This is a genomic window from Neisseria sp. P0014.S002 (genome assembly GCF_051958295.1).
GTDB lineage: Bacteria > Pseudomonadota > Gammaproteobacteria > Burkholderiales > Neisseriaceae > Neisseria > Neisseria flavescens_B.
On sequence record NZ_JBQCVO010000002.1, the window covers coordinates 168,810 to 189,438 of the forward strand.

Here is a 20,629-nt window from a genome sequence, read left to right on the forward strand (position 1 = left end):
ACGGCCTGAATTATTTTTAAAACTTTTTAAAACGTTACGGCTTCGGCCAATACTTTGCCGGCCAAGTCTTTAGGCGACAGGTTCGGCTCGCCTTGCAACGGCCAGTCGATGCCGACGGTCGGATCATTCCAAATTAGCGAGTGTTCGGCTTTTGGGTTGTAATAGTCTGTGCATTTATAGACGAACTCGGCTTCATCGCTCAGTACATAGAAGCCGTGAGCGAAACCTTCGGGTACCCATAGTTGGCGTTTGTTTTCTGCGGACAGAATTTCGCCTACCCATTTGCCGAAAGTGGGGGAGTCTTTACGCATATCGACGGCCACGTCGAATACTTCGCCGACAACCACGCGCACGAGTTTGCCTTGTGTGTTTTCAGTTTGATAGTGCAGGCCGCGCAATACACCTTTGCCGGATTTGGAGTGGTTTTCCTGCACGAAGGTGCGGTCGCAGACTTGGGTTTTGAACCACTCGTCGCGGAAGGTTTCCATAAAAAAGCCGCGCGCGTCGCCGAAGACTTGGGGCTCAAGCAGTTTTACGTCAGGAATGGCGGTATCAATGATGTTCATCGTTTATCTTTCATCTAAAGGCCGTCTGAAAAGTTTCAGACGGCCTCAAACATTATTTTTTCAACAGGCGCAGCAAATATTGGCCGTATTGGTTTTTCGCCATTGGGTGCGCCAGCTCTTCTAGTTTTTCATCGGAAAGCCAACCGTTGCGCCAAGCGATTTCTTCCAGGCAGGCGATTTGCAGGTCTTGGATGTTTTGCACGGTTTGCACAAATGAAGCGGCTTCGTGCAGGCTCTCGTGAGTGCCGGTGTCCAGCCATGCAAAACCGCGTCCCAAAAGTTGCACCGACAATGAACCGTCTTCCAAATACATTTGGTTGAGGTCGGAAATTTCCAATTCGCCGCGGGCGGACGGTTTGATTTGTTTGGCGAACTCGACGACGCGTTGGTCGTAGAAGTACAAGCCGGTTACCGCCCAATCGGATTTGGGTTGTTGCGGTTTCTCTTCGATAGACAGGGCGTTGAAATTTTCGTCAAATTCGACTACGCCGAAACGTTCGGGGTCTTTGACCTGATAACCGAATACGGTGGCGCCGTGTTTTTTAGAAGCAGCCTGTTTCAGGGTTTGGGTGAACGACTGACCGTAGAAAATATTGTCGCCCAAGACCAAGCAGACATTGTCGTTGCCGATAAATTCTTCGCCGATGATAAATGCCTGTGCCAAGCCGTCCGGACTGGGTTGCACGGCATAGCTGATGGAAATGCCGAAATCGCTGCCGTCGCCGAGCAGGCGTTTGAAAGAGGCGTTGTCTTCGGGCGTGGTAATTACCAAAATATCGCGGATTCCTGCCAGCATCAATACGGACAGGGGATAGTAAATCATGGGCTTGTTGTACACGGGCAGCAGTTGTTTGGATACGCCGCGTGTGATGGGGTAGAGGCGTGTGCCGCTGCCGCCAGCAAGGATGATGCCTTTCATGGGTTTTCTCCTGAGTAGTGTGTGTTTGCGTGATTTTCAGACGGCCTAATATGGGAACAGGCCGTCTGAAAACTTATTTACCGGTGCCTAAACGTTCCAAACGGTAGCTGCCGTTCAATACGTTTTGCCACCAGGTTTTGTTGTCCAAATACCATTGCACTGTTTTGCGGATGCCGGATTCAAACGTTTCCTGCGGTTTCCAGCCCAGCTCCCTGCCGATTTTGGCAGCGTCGATGGCGTAGCGCACGTCATGGCCGGGACGGTCTTGCACGAAGGTAATCAAGTCTTCGTAACGCGCCACGCCTGCCGGTTTTTCAGGAACAAGCTCTTCCAGCAGGGTACAGATGGTTTTGACGACTTCAATATTGGCTTTTTCATTGTGGCCGCCGATATTGTAGGTTTCGCCGACAACACCTTCGGTAACAACCTGATACAGCGCGCGCGCGTGGTCTTCGACAAACAGCCAGTCGCGGATTTGCATACCGTCGCCGTAAACGGGCAGCGGTTTGCCGTCGAGCGCGTTCAGAATCATCAGCGGAATGAGTTTTTCCGGGAAATGGTAAGGGCCGTAGTTGTTGGAGCAGTTGGTTACAATGGTCGGCAAACCGTAAGTACGCAACCATGCGCGGACAAGGTGGTCGCTGGACGCTTTAGAGGCAGAGTAGGGGCTGGACGGCGCGTATGGCGTGGTTTCGGTAAACAAATCGTCTGTGCCGTGCAAATCGCCATAGACTTCATCGGTGGAAATATGGTGGAAACGGAAGGCTTCGCGTTTTTCAGACGGCATTTGTTGCCAGTAGGCGCGGGCCGCTTCAAGCAGATTGAATGTACCGACGATATTGGTTTGGATAAATTCGCCTGCCGAATCGATAGAGCGGTCGACATGGCTTTCCGCAGCCAAGTGCATCACGGCATCAGGCTGGTGTTGTGCAAATACGCGGTCGAGTTCGGCGCGGTCGCAAATATCCACTTGCTCAAAAGCATAGCGAGGATTATTGGCCACCTCGGTCAGAGATTCCAAATTGCCGGCATAAGTCAGCTTATCGACATTGACGACAGAGTCTTGGGTGTTTTGGATAATATGACGGACAACGGCAGAACCGATAAAGCCCGCACCGCCGGTAACAAGGATTTTTTTCATAAGTTTCAGAGGATAGTCAAAATAATATAAACGGATTATAGCAGACAGAAAGTGTGTTTTTCAGATAAAGAGGCCGTCTGAAAACATCTCTTTCAGACGGCCTGTATCAGGTCAACTTAATCGTCGTAGCCATTTGGGTTGTTGCTGACCCAACGCCATGAGTCTTCCATCATCTGCGCCAAATCGCGTTTGGTTTCCCAACCGGTTTGCGCTTTGGTGTAGGCAGGGTCGGCATAGAAACAGGCCAAATCGCCATCGCGACGCGGTTTGATTTGGAACGGAATGGTCAAGCCGGAGGCCGCTTCAAAGGCGCGGATGATTTCCAATACCGAATAAGCACGTCCCGAACCCAAATTAAACAGGTGTACGCCCGAAACATCACTTTTTGCCTGCATCGCCGCCACATGGCCTTCCGCCAAATCCATCACATGGATATAGTCGCGCATGCCCGTACCGTCGGGAGTAGGGTAGTCGTCGCCGAAAACCGACAATTGCGGCAGCTTGCCTGAAGCCACTTGGCAGATATAAGGCAGCAGATTGTTTGGGATACCGTTTGGCTGCTCGCCGATCAAACCGCTTTCATGCGCACCGATAGGGTTGAAATAGCGCAACAAAATCACGCTCCAACGCGGATCGGCCTTTTGGATATCCGTCAAAATGCGCTCCACCATAGACTTAGACGTGCCGTAAGGGCTGGTCGTATCCCCCGGTTGCATATCTTCCGTATAAGGCACTTTGCCCGGATCGCCGTAAACCGTAGCCGATGAGCTGAACACAATCTTAAATACGCCGGCACGCGCCATTTCTTCAGCCAAAACCAAGCTGCCCGACACATTGTTGTCATAATATTTCATTGGTTCGGCCACGCTTTCGCCGACTGCCTTCAAGCCGGCAAAATGAATGACGGCATCAATATCGTGTTCTGCAAAGATTTGACGCAACACTTCACGATCACGAATATCCCCTTGGTAAAAAGGCACAGACTTGCCGGTAATCTTTTCCAAGCGCGGGAGGATGTTGGCAGATGAATTGCACAAATTGTCCAAAATCACAGCATTAAAGCCTGATTTCAGCAGGGAAACAACGGTATGGGAGCCGATGAAGCCGGTACCGCCGGTAATAAGAATAGTCATTGGTTTTCCTTAATTAAAATTGTGTTTGGAAGTCGTGAAACCGGTTGGCTGAAAATACAAACGCTTTCAGATGACCTGATGTAAATGTTGTCAAAGAGGGATTGCTTTATTTGGATATTGTATATTTAGTTACCTGAAAAGTAAAAAAATATGGGATAATCACAGTGTTATGCACAGGGTGCAAAGCGTTATCATTTCAATTTTAATAAAAGGATCTTACCATGTCAGTATCTAACGAAGTTTTGGCGTTGATTTCACAAGTTGCACAAAAACAAGTGTCAGCAAATGAAGAATTGTTGTCTACAGGACTTATTGATTCCGTGAGCGCAATGGATTTGGTTATGGCCATCAAACAAAAATTTGATGTTGATTTGCCGTTTGAGCAACTGGTTGATATTTTGGCAAATTCAGCCAATATTATTCAATATGTTGAAAATAATTACAAAGGCTAAATCATGAAACAATTAAATGAATTCCAAAATCTTGATGATTTTTTGGAATACCGTTTCAACCAAACTTCGGGAAAAGCGTTAGTTAATGATACTCAGGAATGTTCTTGGGAAGAGTTGCGCGTAAAAATAGCCACATTTATCGAGGCTTACAAAAGCATAGCAGATATTACCAAAAACATTCCTTTGGTGTTGCACGGCCATAAAGAAATTGATTTTGCAGTGGCAATTTATGCCTGCTTATTAAACAAAATCCCTTTTATTCCGGTGGATAGTATTTATCCTGAAAGCCGTCTGAACAATATCTGCCAACTGTCGAAAGCACGCTTTGTGTACCGTTCGGCAACGCAAACTTTTGAAAAGCAGACTGATGAAGAAGTAGAGTTGGCTGAAAAAGATTTGGCTTACATCATGTTTACTTCAGGAACAACCGGCGCACCTAAGGGTGTGCAAATCGGTCGTGAAGCCGTGTTTAACCTGATGAAATGGATGAAAGAGCAGCTTAATTTAGCCGCACCTAATGTGTTTATGAATCAGGCTCCGTTTGCGTTTGATTTGTCAATGTACGAAATCTTTGGCAACTTGGCTTACGGCGGTTGCATTGTTATGAACAGTCGTGATGCTATTTCTAATCCTGCCACCTGGATTGATTTTTTGGCCAAACAACAAATTACTACTTGGGTTTCCACGCCTTCTTTTGCCATGCAGCAGCTGCTTAACCCTAAATGCAGTCAGGCTACTTTACCGAGTTTAAAAGAATTTTTGTTCTGTGGCGAAAAACTTGGCAAACCAGTAGTAAATATGATTTTTCAAAAATTTCCCGGTGTCCGTGTTATCAATACCTATGGTCCGACTGAGGCTACTGTAGCAACAACTTACGTTGATATTACACCTGATATGCTGGCGGCAGAAGAAGAGTTGCCTGTAGGCGTTGCCGTGCTTAATTCCAAATTAGAGATTGTTGACGAAGAGATTTGGATTAGTGGCAACCATGTGATGCGTGGCTATCTGAACAACGAAACTGAAAATGCTAAACGCTTGGTAGTACACAGTGCAGATAACCGTACTTATAAAACAGGTGACTACGGTTTTGAAAAAAATGGATTGTTCTACGTACAAGGCCGTAAAGACGAGCAGATTAAGCTCAATGGCTACCGTATCGAACTTTCAGAAATTGAAGAAAAAATCCTTAACCTTAAGGAATTTGCCTTTGATAATGTGGCAGTAGTGGCTTTGAAACGCAACACAGGTGCAGTATTGCGTTTGGTGTGTTTCTATACAGCCAAGCAAAGTGCAGATACTCAGGCGATCAAAGACGCATTAGTACAAAATTTACCGTCTTACATGATGCCGTCTGAATTTATTCACATTGATGAAATTCCAGTCAGCACCAACCACAAAACCGACAAAAAAGCATTGTTGGAAAAATATCAGCAGGGTTTATAAAATGGATTTATATCAAATTCAGCAAAACATCTTACGAAAAGCCAAGATTGATCCTCAAAAGGTTAACGCTTGGATTTATAACAATCAAAGTATAGTGTTTGATTTTCTGTTGAACGACTATTTTGTCAGCGTCAGTTATACGGCAGTAGGACAAACCTTTAACTTTATTGAGCGTAATAAGAGCAAAATTTCTAAGATTTCCGGCTTCCATAAATTTCTGAAATATATTTCAGAAATTTATGGAAGTTACCCACAATCGGTTAATCAAGAAAAGACAGTATTGTCTTTTAAATTTGCTGAAGCCGATTGGGCAAAAATCGAGGATAAATTTAGTGAGATTTTAGAAGTTACTTCCATTTATCTTGGCAGCGAATTATGCTACATCCTGAATGTTGAAAAAAATAAAGGCATTAATTTAGCCGAGTATTTGGATAAGCCGGAAGTTGAATATATTGGTGTTAAAGGCGACAGTAATGAGTTTTTCCTAAGCTATGCTCGGAATCATGGACTAAGTGATTATGTTTATGAGCTAAATAATAGAGGCTTTTTAGCTGTTGAACACAAAATGGGCGTAAGTGTGTTCCGTCGTGTGAACAAGCACAGTTATAAAGATCTTTTGGCTTATTTCCCAGACTCTTTCCATGAGTTGGAAAATGTTATTTATACTGTTGAAGCACCGAAAGTATTGAGTGCCAACAAGAAAAACCTATTGGTGTTGTTCTCTTATACCAATAAGAGCAATGAGAATATGGTTGACCGTTATTATAGCCACCCATTTCCATTTATCAGCAACAGCATTATGCCAAATACTTATATCATCCGTATGGCTGATGTATCAGACGCGTTTGGCAGTCACGGGTTGAATACAAAGTTTGATGAAAATATCGAAGACAATATCCAGCGTTTCATTAAGAGCCTGATGAATATTTATGGCGTAGATAAGAAAAACGTAGTCATTTGCGGTGCATCATCAGGCGGTACAGGAGCGGTATATCACGGCTTAATTGGTGGGTACAAAACCTTTGCAATCGACCCATTTTTGGGCAACCATAAATACTATGGCGGCAAAGATCCATTGTATCTGCACTCTATCCGTACGCCGATTTTGGAGACTTTCAAAAAGCTACCAGATGTAATTGATCATAACCTTGAAAATCAAGTGGTCATTTCATCGGCTAAAGTATCAGAGTTTTATCCGGATATTAAAGAGCTGAAAGAAGCATTGCCTACAGTTGTATTATGCGAGTTTGACTTTGAAAAAATTCAAAAGCACATAGATTTTTCAGGTAACACAGTATTCTTGTCCAATACCATTATCAATAATTTGCTGTTGGACATCCATATCACTGATTCGGACATTAATCTGAACTAAATGTGAAGTAAATAGACAGTAAGTTTAAAATTTACTGTCTATTTTTTTAATATTTGAACCATATTTATCATGTTTGGGGAATGTAATGGTAGATAAAACGACTGAAGAATTTCAGCAAGAAATTCTTAAAAATATCAAATTAAAAAATACGTCTGTTGATATTTATTATCAGCAGAATGTGTACTGCAATTTCAAATCTGACCGTGAAACACCATTTTCTGTCAGCTTAAATTTAGATTGGCAGAAGATTTTCCTGTTTTATCGTAATAAAAGTGAGATAGATAATATCGGAGAAATGTTTCCAAACTTCAGCTTATCTAAGCAGGATGGGGATAATGTATATATTTATGATGTCAGTACTTTGGATTTTGCCCAAACCTGTGCGGTCTTTATCAAATTGGCCGAGCGTGCGGAACAATATTTTTCTGAACGGCCAGTAGTTAACAGCCGTAAAAAAGAAGTGATGTCAGGCAATTATATTGATACTTCCGGAAATAAAATTACTGCACCTGATAATCTGCGAAACTGTCATTTCCAATTTCTAGGAGGAGGTGGGAATGAAGTTGTTATCCACCCTAATGCAAACTTGCGTAATGTGTTTTTGGAATTTTTAGGCAAGGACAGCAAAGTCTATATTGGCGAGAATGTTTCTATGCAAGGCCAATGGTGTTTGGGAGTAGGCTGTACGATTAACATCGGCAGTAAAACTACCAGTACCAATCCGGTTTATATTACTGTTGCCGAACATACAACCTTGTCCATTGGTGAAGATTGTATGTTTGCCACTAATAATCAAATCCGTACTGATGATGCACACCCGATTTATGATGTTCATACTGGAAAACGTTTAAATGTTTCTAAAGACGTTACCATTGGAGACAGAGTGTGGGTAGCCTATGGCGCAACAATTTGGGGTGGTACAAAGATTGGTAGCGGTAGTATTGTTGGTGCATTTTCGGTAGTGAAAAAACATTTTCCTAATAACTGTGTTATTGCAGGCGTGCCGGCTAAAGTCATACGCAAAGATGTATTTTGGGAACGCAATAATGTTTTATACACAGATATAGATGAAGGTAAGGATTTGGCAGAAATGAATCATGTTACCTATATCAATTCAACAGTAGAACTTGATTAGTGCATCTAATAGTAAAGGCCGTCTGAAAACATAAAAGTTTTCAGACGGCCTTTTTTAAGATAAGACAGAGATTACTCTAAACAAGCCAATTGTTTTTTCAGACACTCAGCCTGTAATGCCTTGTCACCTTTAGCTTCGGCTATTTCAGCTGCCAGTTTCCAATATGCTGCTGTGTCTTGTAGAGAGAGGCTGTCAAAATAACGTTGTGCTGCCTGATGGTTTTTCAGACGGCATAAAGCAGTTGTATAAAGATACATCGTTTCCGGTGAGGTTTGTGCAAAATCAGTCAATATTTTGGTGACAGATTCCCAATCTTGGTTTTGGGCAAGTTTTTCAGCTTCATACAAGGCCAAAGACGGATTCTCAGGATATTTTTGGCGCAGTTGAGCCAATAGATATCCTTCGCCGTCAGTGTTGCCGGTGGCGTACATTTTTTTCAGATAATCGACTGTTAAATCTTCAGGAATTAAGAGCAGATTTTCTTCAAAGGCACGGTTAAGCTGGGTAAATAGTTTTTCAGAATCACCGCGTAATTTTGCCAGTCTTGCAATGGCGATACGGCAACTTGGATCATTTTGAGTATGGTTTTCAAAAGAAACCAAATACTGATGCGCGCCTTGTAAGTTACCAAGTTTCATGCAGAGGTAAGAAGCCAATAGCTCGGGTTTGAGATAACCTTTTGTGCGATCATCCAAGCTATCAATATACGTTTTCAGTAAAGCTAATGCTACAAAATAATTCTGCTCCGATAGCTTTTGTGCTACGGCTAACAAAGGTTGATATGAGTCGGGTAAGTCTGTACCTATCCGGGCAAACAGTTTTTCAGACGGCCTTTTTGCTTGGTGAAACGAGGCTGCAAGTAACGCGACAAGTAAATCATTTTGCGTTCCTATATGCTCGTTTTCAGCAAAAAATTCCGCCCCTTTAACAGCATTACCTATATATAAGTCCATTTTCGCATGCCAGTAATCAGCGGTATCGGGATAATCGGGTAACAGGTTTTGCAAAGTATCAAACTGTTTGCTCTCAAATAAAGCGTTCAGATAACGATGGCGATAATCAGCTGTTTCTTCCGCATTCAGACGGCCTGTATCAAGCAGAGTTTGGATACGGCTTGCAGCCAAGTCCCATACCTGATGATTTTCTGCTTGCTCAATCATATTGATTAAAATCGGCAGATTGTCAGCGGTTTCGGCATGGTCAAGAGCAGTAATAGCTTGATACACACGTTCGCAGTTGCCACCTTCCTGGAAGGGGAAAGTATCGCGGATGCGAGCAAGATATTCGGGTTTAGCATGTCCTGATTTTAAAATGTTTTCTAATTCAGTCAGCGTTTCATGCTGATTGATGGTAATAGGGCCAAATCCATCAGTTTCGTAAGAGAAATAGCCTTTTTGATAGGTGTGTGTACCAGAGAAAAAGGCTTCTTTATCAAATTGATAGTAAATAATTGCCTTATTCAGATAGGCCATGTCAAATGCTACTGATGAGTAGTCAGTAATCAATACGGCGCAACGTCCGAAAAGATTTTGAATACTTTCAGTTTCACGCAGTCCACTCCAGATTTTTATATAGGTAGGGACATTCATTACTTCCAAATAGGGCTCGATATTTGGGTGTGGTGCAAAAATTACTTCGTAGCCGTAGGTTTCTGCCATTTCTTTCAGGCGCTGGTCGTGAAGCAGAGCCTGCCAGTAACGGGCATAGTCAGTTTCCATAAAAGCACTGTTGAGCGTACGAGTATTGCTACCTGTACCGATATTTTGACCGACAATGTTATTGCGCCAAGTTGGCATAATCAGGATCTTGCGACTGTCGGGCTTATTTTTTGATAGTAAGGAGTCGTAGCGTGGAAATCCAGTTAGTGCTACTTCTTTTTCGGTCAGTTTGTAGGTATTGAAATCAGCCTTAATTGAGCGGCTTTCTGGCTCAGTAGTGGTAATGAAACAGTGTAGGTTTTGTTTGCTATTTGTCCATGCAGAAAGATTGTCTTTGGTTACTCCGTGCTGAAGAAAGACAAATTTTTTGCTGTGTTCGTATAAATCCCCAAAATAATTGTTGATGTGTTTTTCCAAATGACTGGAAATGATTTTTTCAGCTTTACGCAAACGTTGTTCATATTCACTACCGCCGAATTCTACAAGTTTGAAGCCCTCCTGTTCGAGACGGTTCCAGTCTGGGGCAGTTCTGTTAAGTACGAAATAGCAAGTTTGCTCTGGGTGGTTCTGCATCATATAACGATAAAAATGCTCGGCGTTGTCGTCAGCTTTAGTTTCCCTATCCATTAAGAGCCAACTGCCGTCTGAAAGGTATTTTTCAGACGGCGTAAATAAACCGATAAGTTCATTTAATGCAATGCCGTGCATAAAGGTTTTACCTTTAATCGAAATCCGCATTGCTTTTTTGTTTAGTAGGATATTAATTTTGGCGTTGTCTGCAACATCACCATAGGGAACCCACAAACGTTTTTCGTAAACAAATAATTGTTCATTTAGCTTATTGACCACGCTTTTTGCATAGACAGGAATAAGCTCATGCCCATCGGCCTGTACAGAATATGGCTGGTCAAAATAGGTAAAATAGCTGATAAGGAACTGTTTGCGTTCACGATCAATATTTTCAATATAGGCGATTTGGAATGGTGGCTCGCTCTGTTTGAACATTCCAAGCATACCAACCTTATGGAATAGCCATACTCCTGCTAAGCCAAATTCCATAATATTTTTTTGATCAATATAATTAAAAACCTGCTGCATTAGATCATAAAAATGTGATTTTTGTTTAGTATCCAACAAATCTAGACGTTCAGGTCTATTAAGTAATTGTTGAATATACCAAGCCATATCATATAATGCGGTTTTTTGTATTGAGGAGGGTACATGCCCTAAGCGGTTTTTATAGTTTTGAAGCATAGGCAAGAAGCCATACTCAAAAACATTAGAAAACTTTTCTACTTTTTGCCAAGAAGTATCTAAAGTGGATGTGCCGCTTTCACGTTTGCGATAGAAATAGACGGCATCTCTGTCAAACACAGCTTTTGCGTCCTGCAAATCTAATAAATAGTCTGCAATAAATTTGCCATCTTCAAAGTTTGGCTTAACATTGTGGTCAAACACCAAATTCTGTTTTTTAATATGGCTGACTCTGAAAAAGGTGGAGGCAGCAGACATATTGATAAATTTATCGAGCTTGGCAACATCAATAACGTGGGTTTTATCAAAACGGAATCTTAGAGGATGACTATCTTTAATGATATTTTGATTTTCAAAGAAAAACTTCATATTAGTAGCTACAGTTACTGCCGACGGATGTTGGCTAATTTGCGTATCTACTGATTTGAAGTAGTCAGGGTGAAGATAATCGTCAGGGTCAGTAAATACTACCCATTCAGTTTGTGTATGTTGCAAACCCAGATTGCGTGCTGAGGCCTGACCGCCATTTTCTTTGTAAAAATAATGAATATTTTTTGGAAACTTGGCTTGCCATCGTTTGATGATTTCTGCCGAATGGTCGGTTGACCCATCATCTACTAGAATGATTTGAATGTGTTTTTTGAAATTCAAGCTTTGTTTGACGATACTGTCAAAGTATTCATCAAGGTATTTTTCGACGTTATAAACGGCTGAAACGATTGTAAATTGATTATTACCTTCGTATTTTAAGGGAAGGTATTTTTTGAGTTTCATTACGCGTTTGGCGTACATGTCGCGGAAAAAGAGTTTAGGGTCTCGTAAGAGCTTCCGAAATTTTTTATTGTTCATTTTTTTGACCTTTTATTTTTATTTGGTTTTGAAGTAATTTTCCAGCATTTGAATTAGTTTGTCCTGGTAGTTTTCAATCTGTTGCTGGCTGTGAAAATCGTTGGCACAAAAAGAGTGTGGCTGCCGCCCATTTTTTTTATTTTCTAAGAGCTTGATATATTGGGCAGGCGCTTTGTTGGAACGGATATTAAAATAATAACATATTTCATTACCTACTGTAGATTTCCTGTTTAAAAACATCAGCCAAGGTACGAGGAAGGTGGCAAGATTCAGATCGTGGTTGGAACGGAAACGGTTGGATAAAAAGGCTTCAATCTCAGTACGGTAGTGCTGCCAAGCAAATTGAAAGCTGCTTTTATTCAGTGGGATATAGGTGTGTACTAACGGACGGTCGATGCGGCAGTCGTAGTGCTGTTGTAATAGTGCGATACAGTTTTTTGAGGCGGAAAGAGTGGGTGTATCGGTTCCTCTTTCGGACATTTGTTTTAGGCTTTTGTCTGCAATAAATAGTGAAGCAATGCCGTTGGCGTGAAAAAAATGTTCCTTCGGTAATGGTCGGGCAACAAATACATCATCGTTAAAATAGATGAAGTGTTCATTTAGATTAGGAATGTTGTGCAGGTGTGCTTCGATTACATGCGAATTGAAGGTGGGCAGGTATTGCGGGGCAATGATTTGACGGTGATCTATTATGCTGACGTTGGGATAGTCGGCAGGATTGAGCCAGTCGGGGCGTTGGTTGTCGGTAATGATGTAGATATGGTTGACCCACGGCAGGAAGGTACGCACGCTGTGAAGTGAATAGTAAAGTTCGTTGTGGTTACTGAAACGGGCTTCGTCATTATTGTGAAGTGCGTTTTGTTCGGCAGTAGGGCTATGTTGGCGGCGGCGTTGTTGCCATTGGGGATCTTGGTTATTTACCCATGTGAAAACGACATCAACTTTAATAGGGGGAAGGTTGATACTATTTTCAAGTTCGGCTAAATACAGGGTGTTGTCGATAATGACCGGTTCGTCCGACTCTGTTGTACGCTGTTCGGCGTTGCGGACAGGGTATCTTTTGTTGAGATAGTCGCGGAAGAATACACCTGGTTGTCGAATCAGTTTTTTAAGTTTTCTCATGACGGTATTCGCTGTAATGTGATGTTTTTGATACTTATGTCAGGTTTCAGACGGCCTAATATTTCATCAGGTGTTATAATGGCTGTGCGTAATTAAAAGTATAGTGAGATTTAATCAATGTTGAAAGCAGAATGTCTTACCCGCAGGGGCATGTTATTGTTGTGCGTCAGTCTGTTGGCTGCATGCTCTTCTCTTCCTACTTCCGGCCCAAGTACACGAAATGTTGTTGCTTTGGGGCAACAGCAGGCTACAGCCGAAGTACCGGAGGTGGAATTGATTGATGTGAATGGTGCGGTAGCTCAGTCGCTATATCAAGCGCAAGTTAATCAGTCATTTGCTCAGTTGGGCGATGGTACGTCATTAATAGGGGCTATTAATATAGGTGATGTGCTGGACATTACGATTTGGGAAGCTCCTCCGGCTGTGTTGTTCGGTGGGGCTTTGTCGTCTACCGGTTCGGGTAATGCGCAGCAAACGAAGCTGCCCGAACAGATGGTCAGCTCTTCAGGTACGATTTCTGTGCCGTTTATCGGCGATGTGTCTGTCCTCGGTAAAACACCGGTTCAGGTGCAAAACATTATTAAAGGCCGTCTGAAAAAAATGGCGAACCAGCCGCAGGTAATGGTGCGCATGGTGCAAAATAATGCGGCGAATGTATCGGTTATCCGTGCGGGTAACAGTGTGCGTATGCCTTTGACGGCTGCAGGCGAGCGCGTGTTGGATGCGGTGGCGGCCGTGGGCGGTTCGACTGCGAATGTACAGGATACGAACGTACAACTGACACGCGGCAATGTTGTCAGAACGATTGCATTAGAAGATTTGGTGGCGCATCCGCGTCAAAATATTTTGTTGCGCCGCGGTGATGTAGTCACAATGATTACTAATCCGAGCACGTTTACGTCTATGGGTGCGGTCGGTCATACGCAGCAGATTGGTTTCTCTGTGAAGGGCTTGTCTTTGGCTGAGGCTGTGGGACGTATGGGCGGCTTGCAGGATTATAGTGCAGATGCGCGCGGTGTATTTGTATTCCGTTATGCGCCTTTATCCGAGCTGCCTCCTGAGAAACAATCTAAATGGGTTGAAAAGGGTTATGGCGATCGTGCGGAGATTCCTGTGGTCTACCGTTTGAACCTGGCAGATGCGAATTCTATGTTTTGGATGCAGCGTTTCCCTGTGAAGGATAAGGACGTGGTGTACGTATCGAATGCGCCGATGGCCGAAGTACGCAAGTTCTTGTCATTTGTGTTCTCGCCTGTGGTTAGCGGTGCGAACAGTATTAATAATTTAGTGAACTAATGGGGAAAATAATGTCTGAGCAAGTTTCTGCAAATGTGGATGTGAAACCGGAACAACCGGCTCCCGAAAAGAAAAAGGCCAAAAAGTCTTGGTTGCGTAAGATTAATCCGTTGCTTTGGGTAACGGTTATCGTGCCGACTTTGTGTTCCGGTGTGTATTACGGAATATTTGCTTCCGATCAGTTCACATCCCAGTCCAGCTTTGTGGTGCGTTCTCCTAAGAGCCAATCGTCTTTGAACGGCTTGGGTGCCATTTTGCAGGGGTCTGGTTTCTCTCGTGCGCAAGACGATATTTATACCGTGCAGGAATATATGCAGTCGCGTTCAGCTTTGGACGCGTTGCGTAAGAAAATGCCCGTTCGTGATTTTTATGAAAAAGAAGGCGACATCTTCAGCCGTTTTAATGGTTTTGGCCTGCGTGGCGAGGATGAAGCGTTTTATCAATACTACCGCGATAAGGTATCCATCCATTTTGACTCTGTCTCAGGCATTTCCAATTTGAGCGTTACATCGTTCAATGCCGGTGAATCTCAAAAGATCAATGATGCTTTGCTCAAACAGGGTGAGGTATTGATCAACCAGCTGAACGAGCGTGCGCGTCAGGATACGATTCGTTATGCTCAGGAAGTGGTCAATTCGGCTGAAGAGAAAGTTAAAGAAGCTTCTGCCCAATTGACAAAATTCCGTGTGTCCAACGGTATTTTTGACTTGAAGGCGCAATCCGATGTGCAAATGGGTTTGGTATCCAAATTGCAGGACGAGTTGATTGTCATTCAAACCCAGCTTGACCAGGTAAAAGCCGTTACGCCTGAAAACCCGCAAATTCCAGGTTTGATTGCGCGCGAGAAAAGCTTGCGTAAAGAAATCTCGCAACAAATGAAAGCGATTTCCGGCGGAGGTGAGGGTTCGTTGTCCAATCAGGCGGCGGAATATCAACGCGTGTATTTGGAAAATGAATTGGCTGAGAAACAATTGGCTGCGGCGATGACTTCTTTGGAAAGTGCAAAAGCGGAAGCAGATCGTCAGCAATTGTATCTGGAAGTGATTTCCCAGCCGAACAAACCTGACTTGGCACATGAGCCAAACCGTTTGTACAACATCGTGGCAACGTTTGTCATCGGTTTGATTGTCTATGGCATTGCCGTGTTGCTGTCTGCAAGTATCCGTGAGCATAAAAACTGATGAAAGAGCTACATAAAACATCGTTTTTGGAGTCGCTGCTTATCCAAAAAAGGGTAATCGGCGCACTCTTAATGCGTGAAATTATTACTCGCTACGGTCGTAATAACATTGGTTTTTTGTGGTTGTTTGTCGAACCTTTGCTGCTGACTTTGGTTATGGTGTTGATGTGGAAATTTTTCCGCATGCACAACGTGTCAGCTTTGAATATCGTGGCATTCACGTTGACAGGCTATCCGATGATGATGATGTGGCGTAATGCTTCCAATCGTGCTATCGGTTCGATTTCGGCCAATACAAGCTTGCTGTATCACCGAAATGTACGCGTTTTGGATACCATTTTTGCGCGTATGTTGTTGGAGATTGCCGGTGCCACCATTGCGCAGGTCGTGATTATGTTCGCATTGGTCGTCATCGGTTGGATTGATGTACCGGCAGATATTTTCTATATGTTGTTGGCTTGGCTTTTGATGGCAATGTTTGCCGTTGGATTGGGGCTGGTCATTTGTTCGGTGGCGTTTCACTTTGAACCGTTTGGTAAGGTTTGGAGTACCATCAGTTTTGTGATGATGCCTTTATCCGGCGTGTTTTTCTTCGTACACAACCTGCCTCAGCAGTTACAACACTATGTGCTGATGATTCCGATGGTGCATGGTACAGAAATGTTCCGTGCCGGATATTTTGGCGACAGCGTCACGACTTACGAAAATCCTTGGTATATTTTGTTGTGTAACTTGGTTTTGCTGCTGCTTGGTTTGGCGATGGTGGCGAGATTCAGCAAAGGGGTTGAGCCGCAATGATTTCAGTTGAACACGTTTCCAAACGGTATCTGACCCGCCAAGGTTGGCGGACAGTCTTGCACGATATCAACTTCAAAATGGAGAAGGGCGAGAAAATCGGTATTCTCGGCCGTAACGGTGCAGGTAAATCGACGCTCATCCGTTTGATCAGTGGCGTTGAGCCGCCGACTACGGGCGAAATCAAGCGGACGATGAGTATTTCTTGGCCTTTGGCATTCTCAGGTGCGTTTCAAGGCAGTCTGACCGGTATGGATAATTTGCGTTTCATCTGCCGGATTTACAATGTCGATATCGATTATGTGAAGAACTTTACCGAAGAGTTTTCCGAGCTGGGTCAATATCTTTACGAGCCGGTCAAGCGTTATTCTTCAGGTATGAAGGCGCGTTTGGCATTTGCTTTGTCGTTGGCGGTAGAGTTTGACTGCTATCTGATTGACGAAGTGATTGCAGTTGGCGACTCGCGCTTTGCTGATAAATGTAAGTACGAGTTGTTTGAAAAGCGCAAAGACCGTTCCATCATCTTGGTGTCGCACAGCCACAGCGCCATGAAGCAATATTGCGATAATGCGATGGTGCTGGAAAAAGGACATATGTACCAGTTTGAAGATATGGACAAAGCCTACGAATATTATAATTCGCTGCCTTAAAGCGATTGTTTTTAAATCAGGCCGTCTGAAATTTCAGACGGCCTGTCCGTTGGAATTTTATTGATGAACATTACTCAAATCCTCTCTCAAGAACTCTCCGCCACTACCGCGCAAATCAATGCCACCGTCGAACTGCTAGATGACGGCGCAACCGTGCCGTTTATCGCCCGCTACCGCAAGGAAGCCACGGGCGGGCTGGACGATACGCAACTGCGCCAGCTTGCCGAGCGGCTGCAATACCTGCGCGAATTGGAAGAGCGCAAAGCCGTTGTTTTAAAAAGCATTGAAGAGCAAGGCAAACTTTCAGACGACCTCAAAGCGCAAATCGAAGCCGCCGACAACAAAACCGCGCTGGAAGACCTGTATCTGCCCTACAAACCCAAACGCCGCACCAAAGCGCAAATCGCGCGTGAACACGGTTTACAGCCGCTGGCGGACGTGTTGCTTGCCGAGCAGCCGCAGGACGTGGAGGCCGCCGCGCAAGGCTACCTGAACGAAAACGTTCCCGACACCAAAGCCGCGTTGGACGGCGCGCGTGCGATCCTGATGGAGCAGTTTGCCGAAGACGCGGAACTCATCGGTACGCTGCGTGACAAGCTGTGGAACGAAGCTGAAATCCACGCGCAAGTCGTTGAAGGCAAAGAAACCGAAGGCGAAAAATTCAGCGATTATTTCGACCATCGTGAGCCTATTCGCACCATGCCCAGCCACCGCGCGCTGGCTGTTTTGCGCGGCCGCAACGAAGGCATTTTGAACATCGCGCTCAAATACCAGCCCGACGACACGCCGATTACCCAGCAAAGCGAATACGAGCAAATCATTGCCCGCCGTTTCAAAGTTTCAGACGACCACAAATGGCTGCGTGATACCGTGCGCCTGACTTGGCGCGCGAAAATCTTTTTGTCGTTGGAACTTGAAGCCCTAAATCGTTTGAAAGAAGCCGCCGATACCGACGCGATTACCGTGTTCGCCCGCAATCTCAAAGACTTGTTGCTCGCCGCACCCGCCGGACGGCTGACCACTTTGGGTCTCGATCCGGGCTACCGCAACGGTGTGAAATGCGCCGTGGTGGACGACACGGGCAAGCTGCTGGATACCGTCATTGTCTATTTGCATCAAGAAAACAATATGTTGGCAACGTTGTCGCGCCTGATTAAACAATACGGTGTGAAGCTCATCGCCATCGGCAACGGCACCGCCAGCCGAGAAACCGACAAAATTGCGGGCGAACTGGTGCGTGGAATGTCGAAAATGGGACTGCACAAAATCGTCGTTTCCGAGGCCGGCGCGTCGATTTATTCCGCGTCCGAACTGGCGGCGCGCGAGTTCCCCGACTTGGACGTTTCCCTGCGTGGCGCAGTGTCCATCGCCCGCAGGCTGCAAGACCCGCTTGCCGAGTTGGTCAAAATCGACCCCAAATCCATCGGCGTGGGCCAGTATCAGCACGACGTGAACCAAAGCCAGCTCGCCAAATCGCTGGACGCGGTGGTCGAAGACTGCGTGAATGCCGTCGGCGTGGACGTGAACACCGCGTCCGCCCCGCTCTTGGCGCGGATTTCCGGTTTGAATCAAACCCTTGCCCAAAACATTGTCGCCTACCGCGATGAAAACGGCGCGTTCGACAGCCGCAAAAAATTGCTGAAAGTACCGCGTTTGGGTGAAAAAACCTTCGAGCAGGCGGCGGGCTTTTTGCGGATTAACGGCGGCAAAGAGCCGCTGGACGCGAGCGCCGTTCATCCAGAAGCCTATCCCGTCGTCGCCAAAATGCTGGCGCAACAAGGCATTACTGCCGCCGAACTCATCGGCAACCGCGAGCGTGTGAAGCAAATCAAAGCGTCCGATTTCATCGACGAACGCTTCGGCCTGCCGACTATTCTGGACATCCTGTCCGAGTTGGAAAAACCCGGCCGCGACCCGCGCGGCGAGTTTCAGACGGCCTCCTTCGCCGAAGGCATTCACGAAATCAGTGACTTGCAAGTCGGCATGATACTCGAAGGCGTGGTCTCCAACGTCGCCAACTTCGGCGCGTTCGTGGACATCGGCGTCCATCAGGACGGCTTGGTACACATCTCCGCCCTGTCCAATAAATTCGTCCAAGACCCGCGCGAAGTGGTGAAAGCCGGCGATGTGGTGAAAGTGAAAGTGCTAGAGGTTGATGCTGCGCGTAAACGCATTGCGCTGACCATGCGACTGGATGACGAACCGAGCGGCGCAGCCAAAGGCAACAGGTCGTCTGAAACCCGACATCAAGAACGCCGCGACCGCAAACCCCAACGTAACGAGCGTGCCCCAACCAATTCGGCAATGGCAGATGCATTTGCGAAGTTGAAGCGGCAACAGTAGTCTGAAGTGCTATTTAAAGTAAAACCTCTTTGAAACAAATAAATAAAATTAAATTGTAAAAAAAATCCCGTTTTTTTATCATATCGAAGCGATATAGCAAAAAAACGGAATTTTTTTATTATTTAACCGAAATCCTAAAATGTACTCGATCGAACAATTCCCTCCTGAAATAGATTTCGACTCTGTTGCCGTCTTGAAAAAACTGGCTTCCGCCCATCGTTATCTAGCCGAATTAAAAGGCATCTGCCGCAGTATTCCCAACCAAGGCATTCTGATTAACACGCTGTCTTTGCAGGAAGCCAAAGACAGTTCCGAAATCGAAAATATCATTACCACCCATGACGAACTGTTCCGCGCAGGAGTATCGGCAAGCTCATCTAGTCCTGCCATCAAAGAAGTGCAGAATTATGCTTCAGCACTGCATTGTGGCTTCGACCTTATCCAAAAACACGGAATTCTGACCAACAATCATATTTTGACGATACAGGCCGAGTTGGAAAAGAACCATGCCGGATTCCGTAAACAGTCGGGGACGATGCTGAAAAACGACCGTACAGGCGAAACCGTCTATACGCCGCCGCAACATATGGACGACATCATTTGCCTGATGAGCAGATTGGAAGCATTTATCAACAACGACAACACGGAAAAACCTATCGATCCGCTTATCCGTATGGCGTTGCTCCATCACCAGTTTGAAAGCATTCACCCGTTTTACGACGGTAATGGCAGAACAGGCAGGATTATCAATGTGCTGTATCTAGTTTTAACCGGGTTGCTGGATATTCCCGTTTTATACCTCAGCCGCTATCTGGTACGGAACAAAAGCGAATATTACCGACTGTTACAATATGTACGCGATACGGGTGAATGGGAAGATTGGCTGTTGTATATGTTGGAAGCCGTGGAACAAACCGCCAAGGACGGCATCGATACCGTGCAACACATCCATCAGGCGATGCTGGACTACAAACATCGTATCAGGCACAAATTCAGCTTCTACAGTCAAGACCTGATTAACCACCTATTCAACCATCCCTACACAAAAATCGATTTCCTGATGAAAACGCTGAACGTTTCTCGCCCCAGTGCCGCCAAGTATCTGGACGAACTGACAGAAGGCGGGTTCCTTCACAAAGAAAAGATAGGTAGAAGCAACTACTATATCAATATTGCGCTGATGAGTATCTTACTACCAACCAATTGATAATATTTGAATTTATACAATATTAAATCAATATATTATTTACCATCATACTTGATGGCTTGCCGATATAAATAAGCGTATAGTTCCAAATATCACAAACCCATCATCACAATC

Annotated in this window: 16 protein-coding genes; 10 read left to right on the plus strand and 6 right to left on the minus strand. The window is 44.8% G+C overall.

Going from position 1 to position 20,629, the window contains the following annotated elements:
• Nucleotides 1-26: 26 nt before the first annotated feature.
• From rfbC to galE, 4 genes are all read right to left on the minus strand, one after another.
• Nucleotides 27-566, minus strand: a complete 540-nt coding sequence (gene rfbC, locus ACTHSX_RS03025) for a dTDP-4-dehydrorhamnose 3,5-epimerase (RefSeq protein WP_036472525.1) — start codon at nt 564-566, stop codon at nt 27-29.
• Nucleotides 567-618: 52 nt separating this feature from the next.
• The gene (gene rfbA, locus ACTHSX_RS03030; protein ID WP_440376776.1) at nt 619-1,485 is read right to left on the minus strand and encodes a glucose-1-phosphate thymidylyltransferase RfbA; all 867 of its coding nucleotides are present in this window, start codon (nt 1,483-1,485) and stop codon (nt 619-621) included.
• A 73-nt stretch (nt 1,486-1,558) separates the two neighbouring features.
• The gene (gene rffG / locus ACTHSX_RS03035; RefSeq protein ID WP_049335785.1) at nt 1,559-2,626 is read right to left on the minus strand and encodes a dTDP-glucose 4,6-dehydratase; all 1,068 of its coding nucleotides are present in this window, start codon (nt 2,624-2,626) and stop codon (nt 1,559-1,561) included.
• Between the two features lie 116 nt (nt 2,627-2,742).
• Nucleotides 2,743-3,759 (minus strand): UDP-glucose 4-epimerase GalE, encoded by a 1,017-nt coding sequence (galE, locus tag ACTHSX_RS03040; RefSeq protein WP_003747972.1) that lies wholly within the window; start codon nt 3,757-3,759, stop codon nt 2,743-2,745.
• A 221-nt stretch (nt 3,760-3,980) separates the two neighbouring features.
• On the opposite strand from galE, the gene ACTHSX_RS03045 reads away from it, so the two are divergent.
• The 4 genes from ACTHSX_RS03045 to ACTHSX_RS03060 all read left to right on the plus strand — a co-directional run bounded on the left by ACTHSX_RS03045 (nt 3,981) and on the right by ACTHSX_RS03060 (nt 8,161).
• Complete coding sequence (locus tag ACTHSX_RS03045; protein WP_003747973.1) at nt 3,981-4,211, plus strand: acyl carrier protein; 231 nt, start codon at nt 3,981-3,983, stop codon at nt 4,209-4,211.
• Between the two features lie 3 nt (nt 4,212-4,214).
• On the plus strand, nt 4,215-5,654 hold the full coding sequence (locus tag ACTHSX_RS03050; RefSeq protein ID WP_049349323.1) for an AMP-binding protein: 1,440 nt from the start codon (nt 4,215-4,217) through the stop codon (nt 5,652-5,654).
• A gap of 1 nt (nt 5,655) precedes the next feature.
• Nucleotides 5,656-7,026, plus strand: coding sequence for an XcbB/CpsF family capsular polysaccharide biosynthesis protein (locus tag ACTHSX_RS03055; RefSeq protein WP_150540577.1), 1,371 nt, complete (start codon nt 5,656-5,658; stop codon nt 7,024-7,026).
• An 85-nt stretch (nt 7,027-7,111) separates the two neighbouring features.
• Nucleotides 7,112-8,161: an acyltransferase gene (locus ACTHSX_RS03060; protein WP_188208903.1), complete on the plus strand. Its 1,050-nt coding sequence runs from the start codon at nt 7,112-7,114 to the stop codon at nt 8,159-8,161.
• A 71-nt stretch (nt 8,162-8,232) separates the two neighbouring features.
• Here ACTHSX_RS03060 and ACTHSX_RS03065 read toward each other — a convergent pair whose 3' ends face one another.
• Together ACTHSX_RS03065 and ACTHSX_RS03070 are read right to left on the minus strand one after the other, a co-directional pair.
• Nucleotides 8,233-11,922 carry a CDP-glycerol glycerophosphotransferase family protein gene (locus ACTHSX_RS03065; protein ID WP_440376777.1) on the minus strand — a complete coding sequence of 1,230 codons (3,690 nt, stop codon included), beginning with the start codon at nt 11,920-11,922 and terminating at the stop codon, nt 8,233-8,235.
• Between the two features lie 18 nt (nt 11,923-11,940).
• Nucleotides 11,941-13,044, minus strand: a complete 1,104-nt coding sequence (locus tag ACTHSX_RS03070; protein ID WP_440376778.1) for a Stealth CR1 domain-containing protein — start codon at nt 13,042-13,044, stop codon at nt 11,941-11,943.
• Nucleotides 13,045-13,161: 117 nt separating this feature from the next.
• On the opposite strand from ACTHSX_RS03070, the gene ACTHSX_RS03075 reads away from it, so the two are divergent.
• The 6 genes from ACTHSX_RS03075 (at nt 13,162) to ACTHSX_RS03100 (ending at nt 20,515) form a co-directional block, all read left to right on the plus strand.
• Nucleotides 13,162-14,340 carry a polysaccharide biosynthesis/export family protein gene (locus ACTHSX_RS03075; protein WP_440376779.1) on the plus strand — a complete coding sequence of 393 codons (1,179 nt, stop codon included), beginning with the start codon at nt 13,162-13,164 and terminating at the stop codon, nt 14,338-14,340.
• An 11-nt stretch (nt 14,341-14,351) separates the two neighbouring features.
• Nucleotides 14,352-15,521 carry a capsule biosynthesis protein gene (locus tag ACTHSX_RS03080; protein WP_295861304.1) on the plus strand — a complete coding sequence of 390 codons (1,170 nt, stop codon included), beginning with the start codon at nt 14,352-14,354 and terminating at the stop codon, nt 15,519-15,521.
• Nucleotides 15,521-16,318, plus strand: coding sequence for an ABC transporter permease (locus ACTHSX_RS03085; protein ID WP_314597715.1), 798 nt, complete (start codon nt 15,521-15,523; stop codon nt 16,316-16,318). The genes ACTHSX_RS03080 and ACTHSX_RS03085 overlap by 1 nt, the downstream gene beginning before the upstream one ends.
• Entirely contained in the window at nt 16,315-16,965 is a 651-nt protein-coding gene (locus ACTHSX_RS03090) for an ABC transporter ATP-binding protein (RefSeq protein WP_003747991.1), read from the plus strand. The genes ACTHSX_RS03085 and ACTHSX_RS03090 overlap by 4 nt, the downstream gene beginning before the upstream one ends.
• A gap of 63 nt (nt 16,966-17,028) precedes the next feature.
• Nucleotides 17,029-19,308, plus strand: coding sequence for a Tex family protein (locus ACTHSX_RS03095; RefSeq protein WP_440376780.1), 2,280 nt, complete (start codon nt 17,029-17,031; stop codon nt 19,306-19,308).
• A gap of 139 nt (nt 19,309-19,447) precedes the next feature.
• The gene (locus tag ACTHSX_RS03100; RefSeq protein ID WP_440376781.1) at nt 19,448-20,515 is read left to right on the plus strand and encodes a Fic family protein; all 1,068 of its coding nucleotides are present in this window, start codon (nt 19,448-19,450) and stop codon (nt 20,513-20,515) included.
• Nucleotides 20,516-20,629 lie beyond the last annotated feature (114 nt).